The organism is Alloalcanivorax marinus (genome assembly GCF_016785095.1).
GTDB lineage: Bacteria > Pseudomonadota > Gammaproteobacteria > Pseudomonadales > Alcanivoracaceae > Alloalcanivorax > Alloalcanivorax marinus_A.
This window is the reverse complement of record NZ_JAEKJB010000011.1, coordinates 38446-51601: the sequence shown is the minus strand read 5'-3', so window position 1 is coordinate 51601 and position 13156 is coordinate 38446. Positions and strand designations below refer to the sequence as shown.

Genomic DNA, 13156 nt, shown 5'->3' with positions numbered 1-13156 from the left:
AATGCCGGTTTTCGCGGCCCGGCCGCGCCCTCCGCAATACAGGACGCCCCCATGACCGACAAAGGCAACCTCTATATCGTGTCGGCCCCTTCCGGCGCCGGCAAGACCTCGCTGGTGGCGGCGCTGGTGGAAAAACTGCCGCGCCTGCGGATTTCCGTGTCGCACACCACCCGGCCACGCCGGGAGGGCGAGGTGGAGGGGGTGAATTATCACTTCACCAGCCGCGAACACTTCGTGCGCATGATCGAGGAGGGCCGCTTCCTGGAGCACGCCGAGGTGTTCGGCAATCTGTACGGCACCAGCGCCGACTGGGTGGCGGACACCCTGCGCGATGGCGAGGACGTGGTGCTGGAGATCGACTGGCAGGGCGCCGCCCAGATCCGCCACCTGATGCCGGAGGCGGTGAGCGTGTTCATCCTGCCGCCGTGCCTGAAGACCCTGGCCCAGCGTCTGCGCGGGCGCGCCTCGGACCACGACCACGTGATCGAGAAGCGCCTGGCCGGGGCCCGGGAGGAAATGAGCCACTACGCCGAATTCGATTATCTGGTGGTCAACGACAACTTCGAGCGGGCCCTTCACGAGATGGCCAGCATCGTCGAGGCCAACCGGCTGGTGACCACCCGCCAGGCGGTGCGCCAGGCGGCCATCCTCGCCGACTTGTTGTCCGGCACGGAAACCCAGTAAAATCCCGCTCCCGCAACAGGAGAACCTCCATGGCCCGTGTAACCGTAGAAGACTGCCTGGAAAAACTGGACAACCGTTTCGAGCTGGTCCTGGTATCCAGCCGGCGCGCTCGCCAGCTGCAGACCGGCGGCAAGGAGCCGCGGGTAGCCTGGGAAAACGACAAGCCCACCGTGGTGGCGCTGCGCGAGATCGCCGAGGGCCACGTGACCGCCGACTCGGTGGAAAACCCGATGGCCGATCAGGGCGCCGAGGTCGATGACCTGGCCCTGCTGACCCAGTCGTTCGGCGAATAATCGCCGCCACTGGCGCCGTCCGAGCGAGCCCGCCCTTCGAGGCGGGCTTTTTCGTTGCGGCCCCGTCCGCGAAATTCCAACCTTATCAAGTACTCACGAGCCTCATCGTAGACAAATTGTCACGCCACTCCTAAGCTAGGAAAGATCGTTAACTTCCAACGCCCTGGCGGCACGGCGAGGCCCCTTGCCCTCCATTCGTAACCTGCAAAAACGGCTGCGCAGCTACCTGACGGACGATCAGATCGATCAGGTGGTGCGCGCCTACCATTTCGCCGAGAAAGCCCACGAGGGCCAGTACCGGCGGACCGGGGACCCCTATATCACCCATCCGCTGGCGGTGGCCAACATCCTGGTGGATATGCACATGGACTACGCCTCGCTGATGGCGGCCATGCTGCATGACGTGATCGAGGACACCGGCTACAGCAAGGAGCAACTGGCCGAGGAGTTCAGCGAGGAGGTCGCCGAACTGGTCGACGGGGTTTCCAAGATCGCCCAGATCAAGTTCGAATCCAAGGCCGAGCAGCAGGCGGAGAACCTGCGCAAGATGATGCTGGCCATGACCCGCGACATCCGCGTGATCCTGGTGAAGCTGGCCGACCGGCTGCACAACATGCGCACCCTGCATGTGATGAAGCCGGAGAAGCGCCGCCGCATCGCCACCGAGACCCTGGAGATCTACGCTCCCATCGCCTTCCGCCTGGGCATGTACAACATGCGGGTGGAGTACGAGGACCTGGCGTTCCACAACATCCACCCGATGCGCGCCCGGCTGATCGGCAAGGCGGTGCAGTCGGCGCGGGGCAACCGCAAGGAGATCCTTTCCTCGATCAAGGCGAGCATCGAGCACAGTCTCAAGGAAGAAGGCATCGAGGCGCGGGTGCTGGGCCGCGAGAAGCACCTGTACAGCATCTACCAGAAGATGAAGGAACAGCATAAGCCGTTCTCGGAAATCATGGACGTGTTCGGTTTCCGCATCATCGTCGACCGGGTGGACACCTGCTACCGGGTGCTGGGCGCGGTGCACAACCACTTCATCCCGATCCCCGGGCGCTTCAAGGACTATGTGGCGATCCCCAAGGCCAATGGCTACCAATCGCTGCACACCACCCTGAAGGCCCATTCCGGCATTCCGCTGGAGATCCAGATCCGCACCGAGGAGATGGAAGCGATGGCCAACAACGGCATCGCCGCCCACTGGCTGTACAAGGCCAGCGACGAATCCGGCTCGCCCACCCACACCCGCGCCCAGTCCTGGATGCAGCGCCTGTTGGAGATCCAGCAGAAAGCCGGCAATTCCATGGAGTTCATCGAGAACGTCAAGGTGGACCTGTTCCCGGACGAAGCCTATGTGTTCACCCCCAAGGGCGACATCAAGGAGCTGCCCGCCGGGGCGACGCCGGTGGATTTCGCCTACGCGGTGCACACCAAGGTGGGCAACCGCTGCGTGGCGGCGCGCATCGACGGCAAGCTGGCGGCGCTGTCCACGCCGCTGGAATCCGGCCAGACCGTGAAGATCATCACCGCCCCCAACGCCAGCCCCAATCCGGGCTGGCTGAATTTCGTGGTCACCGGCAAGGCGCGCTCCAACATTCGCCACTTCCTCAAGCAGCAGCGCCGGGAAGACGCCGCCGAGCTGGGCCGCCGGTTGCTGGACAAGGCGCTGGGCGCCTATGAAATGGAGCTGGGGCGGCTGTCCGATGTGACCCTGGCCACCGAGCTCACCGACAACAACTACGCCACCGTGAACGATTTGCTCGAGGACATCGGCATGGGCAACCGGCTGGCGCCGCTGGTGGCGCGCAAGCTGGCCGGCGCCCGGGACGACGCCGAGGAGGACAGCGGCGAAAGCGACCGCCGGCCACTGGCGATCCGTGGCAGCGAGGGCCTGATGGTCACCTACGCCAAGTGTTGCTACCCGCTGCCCGGCGACACCATCATCGGCCATCTGAGCGCCGGCAAGGGCATCGTGGTGCACCGCGATACCTGCAAGAACCTGCTTTCGGAAATGCGCGGCGCCCCGGAGAAATGCATCGCGCTGGACTGGGACAAGGAGGTGGCCCAGGAATTCACCGCCGCCCTGCGCATCGAACTGATCAACAAGCGCGGCGTGCTGGCCACCCTGGCCAACAGCGTGTCCGAGCTGGGCTCCAACATCGACACCATCGACATGGCCGAGAAGGACCCGACCCTGTCGGTCATCAATGTCACCCTCACGGTCAAGGACCGCATTCATCTGGCGCGCATCATCAAACGTTTGCGTACGCTGGATAATGTTGTGAGGATTCACCGTATCAGCGCCTGAGGCCGCCGGCCCGGCGCCGTCATTATTTATGGGGAAAACGTCATCATGTCCAATCATTCCGTGATCAAGACCGATCGGGCGCCCGCCGCCATCGGCACCTATTCCCAGGCCATCAAGGCCGGCTCCACCGTTTACCTCTCCGGCCAGATCCCGCTGGACCCGGCCACCATGGAGCTGGTGGACGGCGATATGGAAGCGCAGATCCGCCGTGTGTTCGACAACCTGACGGCGGTCTGCGAAGCCGCCGGCGGCGGCCTGACCGACATCGTCAAACTGAACATCTACCTCACCGACCTGAGCCACTTCGCGCTGGTCAACGAGGTGATGGCCAGTTACCTGCAGGAACCCTACCCGGCCCGCGCCGCCATCGGCGTGGCGGCCCTGCCCAAGGGCGCCGGCGTGGAGATGGACGCGATCATGGACATCGCCTGACACGCCCTGGAAGTGACAATGTCACTCCGGCACGCACCAAGGGGCATCATTGTGATGCCCCTTTTTAATGGCCACCGCACACGGATGGACCACCCGAGCGCGCCAGTCCGTCGCGCCGCCCTCCCTCTCCGCCATACCGCCCGGTATGCCCGACCGGAATAATTCCCATGTCAAATCAAGGGGTTTGTCCCAATAAGCCGTAAACATCCGTGCACATCAACGGCGGAATGGCACCCAACTTGCCTCCTGGTACCCCGTCCAGATTCTGGGCCTTTGCCAATTCATTGACGGGGAACAAAGCATGACAATTTCAATGTCCTCCCTTCGAAGCAAGGGAATGAGCACCTTTGTTTTATCCGCCGCCCTGGTGCTGAGCGCCTGCGGAGGTGACTCCGACAGCAACGATGATTACAGCGAAGCACCGGCACCGAAAACACAACCGGACCCGGTCGCCAACACCACCGCCGCCGATGCCGCCGCCATGGGCAGTCACACCGTGGCCGAGGAAGAGTACGACTTCGGCCGCATGACCGTGTACGACAACAAAAACGGCGACAGCTACGAAACCGACATTCACGGCTACATCCAGTACCCCGAGGACGCCGACGGCCCCTTCCCGGTGGTGTTGTTGCTGCACGGTCGCCACGGCACCTGCTATGACGGCCGGGGTATCGACGACGACGATTGCGCGAACCCGATCCCCAGCTTCCGGGGCTATGAGTACATTTCCGAGAACCTGGCCAGCCACGGCTACGCGGTGATCTCCGTGGACGCCAACGACATCAATGACAATGACAGCGGCCCGTCCAATGGCGACACCGGCGCCCTGGCCCGCGCCATGCTGGTGGTGCGCCACCTGGATGAGTTCCGCGACATCAACGCCTCCGGCGGCCTGGGCCTGGACGCCCTGATGGGCAAACTCGATATGAGCGAGATCGGCATCATGGGTCACTCCCGGGGTGGCGAGGGCGTCAACCAGACGGTGCTCTACAATCGCGCCCAGCCGGAACCGCACAACATCACCGCGGTGTTCTCCCTGGCCCCCACCGACTACAACACCCAGACCGTGAGCCGGGTGAATTTCGTCGCCCTGGCCGGTTACTGTGACGGCGACGTGGAAGACCTGATGGGCAACTTCGCCTACGACACCAGCCGCTACGCCGTGGATAACGACCCCTATCCCAAGTTCCAGCTGATCCCCATGGGCGCCAACCACAACTACTACAATACCGTGTGGACCACCGACAGCCGCCCGGACGACTGGACCATCCTGGACAGCGACGGCGACGACCCCTGGTGCGGCGAGAACGCCGCCGACAATGGCCGCGACACCCCGGAACTGCAGCAAGCCCAGGGGCTGTTCTTCATCGCCTCCTTTTTCCGCTATTTCATCGGCCATGAACCCGAATTCGGCGCCTACTGGAACGGCCAGACGCCGGTGCCCGGCGACATCTGCCCGGATGGCCAGGGCCCGTGCGACGACCGCTACCTGCTGAGCGTGCACGCGCCGTCGGCGGAAAGGCTGGTGATCGACGACACCCTGGACCCGGCCAGCCTGACCACCAACAACCTGGGTGGCTCGGTGTGGTTCGACGGCTTCTCCTCCTACGGTATCTGCCAGACCAACGGCCGACCCGGCGAAGGCTGCGACGTGGCCACGCCCACCTTCAACATCGCCGAGCAACTGTTCATGGCCTGGGACACCAGCGCCACCTACCGCTCGGAACTGCTGGGCCTGGATGCCACCGATTATCAGGTGCTGTCGGTACGCGTGGGGATTTCCCATGGCGACACCGACAACGAAAGCGGCCAGGACTTCCACGTGATTCTCGAGGACCGTGACGGCAACCGGGTGGAAGCCCTGGCCAGTGATTACAGCGACGGGTTGTTCTACCCGCCGGGGCGCGCCTTCTACGACAGCAACCATGGTTCACAGAAGACCACGCTCAACGCCGTGGATATCCCGCTCACCGCTTTCGACGGCGTCGATTTCACCGATCTGAATGCGGTGGAACTGGCCTTCGACGAAACCCCCGCGGGTACCGTACAGATCACCGACCTGGTAATGCAGCGCGTGGATTTCTAAACCCCACCCCTCCCACCATTCAGGACGCCCCGCCTTGTGCGGGGCTTTTGCCTTGACACCCCGTTCCACCGGGCTCGATATTGGCCCCTCGCCTTTGCGGAAAGACTATTTCGCAGAGCGAAACACATAAACAAAAAAGACCAATAACACTAAGAACAACGGGAGAAACCAACGTGGATTTTAATTCCGGAAGACGCACGACAACCCTGCTGTGCGGCCTGCTCGCCGCCGGCCTGCTGACCGCCTGCGGCGGTGACAGCGATCATCACAACGATACCGACACCCCCTCCGAACCACAGCGGGCCCAGGACAGCCGCTCCTTCAGCGTCAACGAAGCCAGCCTGCCGTTCGACGAAACCGGCGTCAGCGGCCACGACAACGCGGACCGCTGGTGGGGCGTGCGGCCCAGTGGCGCGGGCTACCGCATCGAAGTGCCTGAAACCTGGAACGGCATGCTGGTGATGTACGCCCACGGCTATCGCGGCGAGGGCGAGGAACTGACCGTGAACAACCCGAGCATCCGCCAGCATCTGCTCGACGAGGGCTATGCCTGGGCCGCCTCCAGCTACTCCACCAACTACTACGACGTGCGCGCCGGCGTGGAGGACACCAACGAGCTGGCGCTGGCGTTCAACGACATCGCCGAGGACGAGGGCCGCACCCTGGCGGCGCCCACCAAGATCTACATCATGGGCGGTTCCATGGGCGGCCATGTCACCGCCGCGGCCATCGAGGAAGAGACCTACCAGACCGCCAACCACAAGGTGCAATACAACGGCGCCGTGCCCATGTGCGGCGTGGTCGGCGATACCTTCGAGTTCCAGTACCTGGCGCAGGTCACCATGGCCGCCCAGCACTTCGCCCATATGGTCAACCCGGCGGCGCCGCCACTGACCGCGATTCCGGCCACCAACTTCGACGTGGCCGCCATCAACGATGTGGCCTGGGACAGCGTGCCCACCACCAGCACCCTGGGCGTGCTCAGCGAGGAAGGCGAGAAGATGCAGGCCCTGGTGCGTAACCTGTCCGGCGGTCAGCGTCCCATCGCCGATACCGGCTTCCGCACCTATTACTGGAACGTGGTGATGGGCACCGGCGGCCGGGGCGGCGACGTCAACGGCATCCTCACCGGCAACCTGACCGGCAACGCCGGGGTCACCTATCAGTTCGACAACTTCCCGCCGCTGACCACCGAGGAGCAGGCGTTCAACGACACCATCCTGCGCGTGGAGGGCAATCCGGCGGCCAATGGCCTGCGCGACGATGGCCTGCGCTGGATTCCGGTGATCAACGGGGAATTCAGTATTCCGGTGGTCAGCCTGCAGGGGCTGGGCGATCTGTACGTGCCCTTCCGGCACGGCCAGCTCTACCGCGAGCGCGCGGAAGCCAACGGCAACGGCGGCTGGCTGGTGCAACGGGCGATCCGCTCACCGGGCCATTGCGACTACACCCTGGAAGAACAGGAAACCGCCTTCGACGACATGATCGACTGGGAGCAGAACTCGATCATGCCCGATGGCGACGACTTCCTGAATCCGACCAACGTGGCCGCCGATACTTTCGGCTGCGCCTTCTCTACCAACGCCAGCGGCGATGACGCCGCCGCCGTCCAGGCCACCCGGCCGTCGACCATGGCCGCCTGCGTTCCGTAACCGGCGGGTTCCACCGGCCACGAACGACAACGCCCCGCATTGCGGGGCGTTGTTTTTTGGCATTCGGGGTTCCGCTTCAGCCGCGATCCAGCGACAGCTCGGAATCCAGCACCTTCTCGAAACCCTCGGGCAGCACATCCGCCCAGGCACGCAGCCCCTGACGCAGGCCATCCAGGCTGTCGGCGGTGAGATTGGCGTGGCCCAGCTTGCGCCCGGGCCGCACCGACTTGCCGTACCAGTGCACCACGCCGGGGTGCTGCAGCCAGGCCTGATCGAAGGGCGTGCCGATCAGATTCACCATGGCGGTGGGGCCATGCACGTTGAGCGCGTGCAGGGGCACGCCGGCCAGGGCGTGGACGTGCAGGTCGAACTGGGACCAGTCCGCGCCTTCGTGGGTCCAGTGGCCGGAATTGTGCACCCGGGGGGCGATCTCGTTGACCAGCAGCTCGCCATCCTGCTCGAAGAACTCCACCGCCATCACGCCGGCGTAGTCCAGCTCTTCCATGATGCGCCGCAGGATGTCCTCGGCGTGGGGCTGAAGGGCGGCGCTGGCCACCGCCGGCGCCAGGCTCAGGCGCAGGATACCGTCCACGTGCCAGTTGCGGGTAAGCGGGTAAAACAGGGTCTCGCCAGCCGGGTTGCGGGCGCCGACGATGGACAGCTCACGGCGGAACGGGATCTTTTTCTCGACGATGGCGCGGCCGGCCAGCTCGTCGGCGGGCACCGTGCCCAGGTCGCCGCCTTCGCCGATGATCCAGGTGCCGCGACCGTCATAGCCGCCGCTGCGCGCCTTGACCACCACGCCGCCGAATTCCGCCACCGCCGCCGACAGGTCCTCGACCCGGTCCAGCAGCCGCCAGGGAGCGGTGGGAATGCCCAGACGATCCAGCATGGACTTCTGATCGAAGCGGTCGGGGATGGTGGCCAGGGCGCCGCGCGCCACGCAACGGTCGCTGGCGGCAAGCCGCGCGGACAGACCAGTGTCCGGAAAGGCTTCCCGCTCCACGGTGATCACCGGGTAGCGCTCCATGCATTCTTCCCAGGTGATCGGCACCGCCAGATCGGAGGTGCCGGGGAGCAGCACCGCCCGTTCCGGATCATAGCGATCCACCACCAGACCGAGCCGGGCGGCGGCTTCGGCCATCATCAGGCCGAGCTGGCCGCCGCCGAGTACCAGCACCCGGTTCATCGCGTGCTTTCCTGGCCCAGATTCGCGTCCGCCAGCACCTCATCGGCGCGGGACGCTTTCCACTCGGCGATGCGCTTGAGCAGGGCATCGTCCTGGCTGCCCAGCATCTGCGCCGCCAGCAGGCCGGCGTTCCAGGCCCCGGAGGTGCCGATCGCCAGCGTGCCCACGGCCACGCCCTTGGGCATCTGCACAATGGAGAGCAGGCTGTCCATGCCGGACAAGGCCCGGCTCTTCACCGGCACGCCGAGCACCGGCAGCGGCGTCATGGAAGCGATCATGCCGGGCAGGTGGGCGGCCCCGCCGGCGCCGGCGATGATCACCTTGTAACCCTCGTCCACGGCGCTCTCGGCGAATTCCACCAGGCGCTTGGGCGTGCGGTGAGCGGACACCACCTCCGCCTTCCAGCCCACGCCAAACTGGCTGAGCGCGTCGCACGCCTCCTTCATGGTCTCCCAGTCGGATTGGGACCCCATTACCACGGCTACCGGTATCGTCATGTTTCACTCCCCTTGGGCGGGCGCGCCGCCTCGGCGCCTCGAAGGCGCACACTCTACGGATTCCGAGGCCGGGCACAAGTGCGCCCGGGGGCGCTAAAGATACAGCAGCGAGCGGCTCAGGCCCAGAATTGGCGCGGTTAGCGCGCCTCCAGCAGGGTCCGGTAGCCGGCCCGGTAGTCCGGGTAGCGCAGGGTATAACCGCCCTCGGCGATAAAGCGACTGTGCAAGCGTTTGCCGGTGGCCCGGGTGGCCGGCACCGGCAGCGCGCCGCCCAGGCACTCCGCCAGCCACTGGTAAACGTCCAGATTACGGGCGGGATGGTCGTCGGTGCCCACCACCAGCGGCGGCACCGTCTCTCCGGCCAGCCATTGCCCCGCCAGGGTGTGCAGCAGGCCGACGCAATCGTCCCGGTGGATACGGTTGCTCCATACCGGCTCGGGCAGGGCCTCCTCACCGCGCATCAGCTTTTCCACCTTGCTCAGCAGGCGGAGGCGGCCAGGGCCGTAAATACCGGAGAAACGCACCACCGTGGTCAGGGCGCGGGCGCTGATCTCCTGCTCCGCCGCCAGCACCACCTTGCCGTTATAGCGGCTTGGCCGGGGCGGGGTGGTTTCGTCCACGTCGCCGTCCTGGTCGCCGAACACCGCCGTGCTGGACACGAACAGTACCGGCGGCAGCGGCTGCCGGGCGGCCAGGCCGTCGAGCAGGTTCAGCGGCGCGCGCACATAGGCCTTCAGATAACCTTCCTCGCTGTATTCCGAGGGCGTCATGATGACCACCGCCAGGTCAACGCGATCCGGCGGCAACAGGAGGGCGCCGTCGAGCAGGTCCTGGCTGTACAGATCCACGCCGGCGGGGGCGTCGCCGCCACGGCGGATACCGCTCACCCGGTGGCCGTCGGCGAGCAGCCGCTCGGCCAGGCCGGTGCCCAGGTCACCGAGTCCGGCGATCAGAATATGGCTCATTGGGAGTCAGTCCGGCAGAATGGGGGTTCATTGAAAATACTTGTTGCGATTATGACCCTAACAGAACTTCGCTATCTGGTCGCTCTTGCCCGCGAACGCCATTTCGGCCACGCGGCGCAGGTGTGCAACGTCAGCCAGCCGACTCTCAGCGCGGCGATCAAAAAGCTGGAAGAGCAGCTCGGCATGCCGCTGTTCGAACGGCGCCCCCGGGAGGTGGTGGTCACCCCCCAGGCAGGCCCCATCGTCGCCCAGGCCCAACGGGTGCTGGAGCAGGCCGACCTGCTGGAACAGATGGCCATGAGCCAGCGCGACCAGCTCGGCTCGCCGCTGCGGGTGGGCGCCATCTTCACCGTGGCGCCCTATCTGTTCCCCACCATGGTACCCCGAGTGCGGGCGGAAGCGCCGGAAATGCCGCTGTTCATCGAGGAGAACTACACCCACGTGCTGCGCGGCAAGCTGGACCGTGGTGAGCTGGACGCCATCATCGTGGCGCTGCCGTTCTCCGGCGGCGGTCTGGTGCGCGCCAAGATGTACGAGGAATCCTTCTCGGTGCTGCTGCCCGGCGACCATCCCTGGACCAAGCAACAGCAGATCCGCCCGGAGCAACTGCTGGAGGAAACCCTGCTGCTGCTCGGCGAAGGCCACTGCTTCCGCGACCAGGTGCTGGAGCTGTGCCCGGCCATCGATTCCGAGCGCCAGCGCAATCTGGTGCAGATCGAGGGCGGCTCCCTGGAGACCCTGCGCCACATGGTCGCCTCCGGCCTGGGCATCACGGTGTTGCCGAACTCGGCGCTCCACCAGCACGGCTACGACAAGGCCACCTTCGCGGTGCGCCCGTTCGCGCCACCGGTGCCCTCGCGCACCATCGCCCTGGTTTGGCGCGACAGCTTCCCGCGTCCCAAGGCCATCGAGGTGCTGCGCCACTCCGTGCCCCGCGAGGGCCTGGCGGCCTGACCGGCGTGGCATGAGCGAACCCGCCGCCACTCCGGACCATATCGACATCACCCGCTTCAAGGGGGTGGGTCCGCGAGCGGCGGAGCGGCTCGCCAAGCTCGGCCTGCACACTCTGGAAGACGTGCTCTTCCACCTGCCGTTCCGCTACGAGGACCGCACCCGCATCACGCCGATCGGCGCGCTGCGCCCGGAGCAGGGGGTAGTGATCGAGGGCGAGGTGATGGCCGCCGACGTGGTGTTCGGCAAGCGCCGCTCGCTGCTTTGCAAGGTCGCCGACGGCACCGGTATGGTGGTGCTGCGCTTCTACCATTTCAGCGCCGCCCAGAAGAATTACCTGGAAAAGGGCCGGGCGATCCGCGTCTACGGCGAGCCACGGCCCGGTGCCGCCGGCCTGGAGTTCTACCACCCGGAATACCAGACCGGCCCGGACCTGCCGCCGCTGGAAAAAGCCCTGACCCCGGTCTACCCGACCACCGACGGCGTCAGCCAGAAGCTGCTGCGCAACCTGGCCGGCCAGGCGCTGCAATGGCTTCGCGGCCACGAACCGGAGGAACTGATCCCCCGGGAGCTGCTTGATCAAAGCGGCCTGCCCGGCCTGGCCGAGGCGCTCACCAAGCTGCACCATCCGCAGCCGGACGATCCGGTGGACCTGCTGCTGGACGGCAACCACCCGGCGGTGAAGCGGCTGGTCATGGAGGAGATGGTGGCCCACCAACTGGGCATGCTGGCCAAGCGGGCCGGGCAGAAGGCGCTGGCCGCCCCGCCCCTGGAAGGCGAGCGGCTCACCGCCCAGCTTCTGGAAAGCCTGCCGTTCCCGCTCACCGGCGCCCAGCAACGGGTGATCGGCGAAATCCGCGCCGACCTGCGCCGCGACCACCCCATGTTGCGCCTGATCCAGGGCGACGTAGGGTCCGGCAAGACCCTGGTGGCCGCCGCCGCCGCCTTGGTGGCCATGGAAGCCGGCTACCAGGTGGCGTTGATGGCGCCCACCGAACTGCTCGCTGAACAGCACCTGAACAACTTCCGTCACTGGCTGGCGCCCCTGGGCATCGACGTCCACTGGCTGGCCGGCAGCGTGGGCGCCAAGGCGCGCCGGGAAACCCTGGCCGCCCTGGCCGACGGCAGCGCGCCCCTGGTGGTGGGCACCCATGCCCTGTTCCAGGACGCGGTGGCGTTCCAGCGGCTGGGGCTGATCATCATCGACGAGCAGCACCGCTTCGGCGTGCAGCAACGGCTGGCCCTGCGCGAGAAGGGCCGCTTCGACAATCAGGTGCCCCACCAGCTCACCCTCACCGCCACGCCGATTCCGCGCACCCTGGCGATGAGCGTCTACGGCGACCTGGACACCTCGGTGATCGACGAGATGCCGCCGGGGCGCAAGCCGATCCAGACCCTGGCGCTGCCCGCCGGCCGCCGCGACGCCGTGGTGGAGCGTATTCGCGCCGCCTGCCGGGACGGCACCCAGGCCTACTGGGTGTGCACCCTGATCGAGGAATCCGACGAACTGCAGGCACGCGCCGCCGAGGTCACCTTCGAGGATCTGCGCGAAGCATTGCCGGACCTCACCGTGGAGCTGGTGCACGGTCGCATGAAGGCGAAGGAAAAGCAGGAGCGGATGGCGCGCTTCGCCAGCGGCGAGGCGCAGCTGCTGGTGGCCACCACCGTCATTGAAGTGGGGGTGGACGTGCCCAACGCCACCCTGATGGTAATGGAAAACGCGGAACGGCTGGGCCTGGCCCAGCTTCACCAGCTACGCGGTCGGGTGGGCCGGGGCGGCGACCAGAGCTACTGCCTGCTGCTCTACGACACGCCATTGTCGCAAACCGCCAAGAAACGCCTGGCGGTGATGCGCGACACCAGCGATGGCTTCGTGATCGCCGAGGAAGACCTGAAACTGCGCGGTCCCGGGGAATGGCTGGGCACGCGCCAGACCGGCGACCTGGCGTTCCGGATCGCGGATCTGGTGCGTGACGAAGCCTTGATGGCGCCGGCGCGAGAGGTGGCCTCGGCGCTACTGGCGCGTTATCCGCGGCGGGTGGATCGTCTGCTGCGCCGGTGGTTGCGGGGCGGCGAGCATTTCGCGGACGTTTAGGCGGGGC

The 13156-nt window shown here is 66.1% G+C and carries 11 protein-coding genes; 8 read left to right on the top strand and 3 right to left on the bottom strand.

Translation table 11 applies throughout. From position 1 onward, the window contains the following. Positions 1 to 51 precede the first annotated feature (51 nt). From gmk to JF515_RS15825, 6 genes are all read left to right on the top strand, one after another. Entirely contained in the window at positions 52 to 684 is a 633-nt protein-coding gene (gene gmk, locus JF515_RS15850) for a guanylate kinase (protein ID WP_203105441.1), read from the top strand. A gap of 29 nt (positions 685 to 713) precedes the next feature. Beyond that, the gene (rpoZ, locus tag JF515_RS15845; protein WP_203105440.1) at positions 714 to 977 is read left to right on the top strand and encodes a DNA-directed RNA polymerase subunit omega; all 264 of its coding nucleotides are present in this window, start codon (positions 714 to 716) and stop codon (positions 975 to 977) included. Between the two features lie 184 nt (positions 978 to 1161). Continuing rightward, positions 1162 to 3282 carry a bifunctional GTP diphosphokinase/guanosine-3',5'-bis pyrophosphate 3'-pyrophosphohydrolase gene (gene spoT, locus JF515_RS15840; RefSeq protein WP_203105439.1) on the top strand — a complete coding sequence of 707 codons (2121 nt, stop codon included), beginning with the start codon at positions 1162 to 1164 and terminating at the stop codon, positions 3280 to 3282. 45 nt (positions 3283 to 3327) lie between these two features. Beyond that, the gene (locus JF515_RS15835; protein ID WP_203105438.1) at positions 3328 to 3714 is read left to right on the top strand and encodes a RidA family protein; all 387 of its coding nucleotides are present in this window, start codon (positions 3328 to 3330) and stop codon (positions 3712 to 3714) included. A gap of 337 nt (positions 3715 to 4051) precedes the next feature. Further along, positions 4052 to 5800: an alpha/beta hydrolase gene (locus JF515_RS15830; RefSeq protein ID WP_238401124.1), complete on the top strand. Its 1749-nt coding sequence runs from the start codon at positions 4052 to 4054 to the stop codon at positions 5798 to 5800. A 173-nt stretch (positions 5801 to 5973) separates the two neighbouring features. Further along, positions 5974 to 7452, top strand: a complete 1479-nt coding sequence (locus tag JF515_RS15825; RefSeq protein WP_203105436.1) for an alpha/beta hydrolase — start codon at positions 5974 to 5976, stop codon at positions 7450 to 7452. 76 nt (positions 7453 to 7528) lie between these two features. Here JF515_RS15825 and JF515_RS15820 read toward each other — a convergent pair whose 3' ends face one another. The 3 genes from JF515_RS15820 to JF515_RS15810 all read right to left on the bottom strand — a co-directional run bounded on the left by JF515_RS15820 (position 7529) and on the right by JF515_RS15810 (position 10103). Next, complete coding sequence (locus JF515_RS15820; RefSeq protein ID WP_203105435.1) at positions 7529 to 8641, bottom strand: 5-(carboxyamino)imidazole ribonucleotide synthase; 1113 nt, start codon at positions 8639 to 8641, stop codon at positions 7529 to 7531. Further along, a complete protein-coding gene (purE, locus tag JF515_RS15815) occupies positions 8638 to 9138 on the bottom strand; it encodes a 5-(carboxyamino)imidazole ribonucleotide mutase (RefSeq protein ID WP_203105434.1) in 501 nt (166 codons plus the stop codon). The genes JF515_RS15820 and purE overlap by 4 nt, the downstream gene beginning before the upstream one ends. Before the next feature lie 137 nt (positions 9139 to 9275). Beyond that, complete coding sequence (locus JF515_RS15810) at positions 9276 to 10103, bottom strand: NAD-dependent epimerase/dehydratase family protein (protein ID WP_203105433.1); 828 nt, start codon at positions 10101 to 10103, stop codon at positions 9276 to 9278. Between the two features lie 51 nt (positions 10104 to 10154). On the opposite strand from JF515_RS15810, the gene JF515_RS15805 reads away from it, so the two are divergent. Both JF515_RS15805 and recG read left to right on the top strand, forming a co-directional pair. Further along, entirely contained in the window at positions 10155 to 11057 is a 903-nt protein-coding gene (locus JF515_RS15805; protein WP_203105432.1) for a hydrogen peroxide-inducible genes activator, read from the top strand. A gap of 10 nt (positions 11058 to 11067) precedes the next feature. Next, a complete protein-coding gene (gene recG, locus JF515_RS15800) occupies positions 11068 to 13149 on the top strand; it encodes an ATP-dependent DNA helicase RecG (RefSeq protein WP_203105431.1) in 2082 nt (693 codons plus the stop codon). The last annotated feature ends 7 nt before the right edge of the window (positions 13150 to 13156 follow it).

Excerpts from the sequence above, each read along its gene's own strand:
- gmk (WP_203105441.1), top strand. The coding sequence starts at position 52 with ATGACCGACAAAGGCAACCTCTATATCGTGTCGGCCCCTTCCGGCGCC.
- rpoZ (WP_203105440.1), top strand. The coding sequence starts at position 714 with ATGGCCCGTGTAACCGTAGAAGACTGCCTGGAAAAACTGGACAACCGT.
- JF515_RS15835 (WP_203105438.1), top strand. The coding sequence starts at position 3,328 with ATGTCCAATCATTCCGTGATCAAGACCGATCGGGCGCCCGCCGCCATC.
- JF515_RS15830 (WP_238401124.1), top strand. The coding sequence starts at position 4,052 with ATGAGCACCTTTGTTTTATCCGCCGCCCTGGTGCTGAGCGCCTGCGGA.
- JF515_RS15820 (WP_203105435.1), bottom strand. The coding sequence starts at position 8,641 with ATGAACCGGGTGCTGGTACTCGGCGGCGGCCAGCTCGGCCTGATGATG.
- purE (WP_203105434.1), bottom strand. The coding sequence starts at position 9,138 with ATGACGATACCGGTAGCCGTGGTAATGGGGTCCCAATCCGACTGGGAG.
- JF515_RS15810 (WP_203105433.1), bottom strand. The coding sequence starts at position 10,103 with ATGAGCCATATTCTGATCGCCGGACTCGGTGACCTGGGCACCGGCCTG.
- JF515_RS15805 (WP_203105432.1), top strand. The coding sequence starts at position 10,155 with ATGACCCTAACAGAACTTCGCTATCTGGTCGCTCTTGCCCGCGAACGC.
- recG (WP_203105431.1), top strand. The coding sequence starts at position 11,068 with ATGAGCGAACCCGCCGCCACTCCGGACCATATCGACATCACCCGCTTC.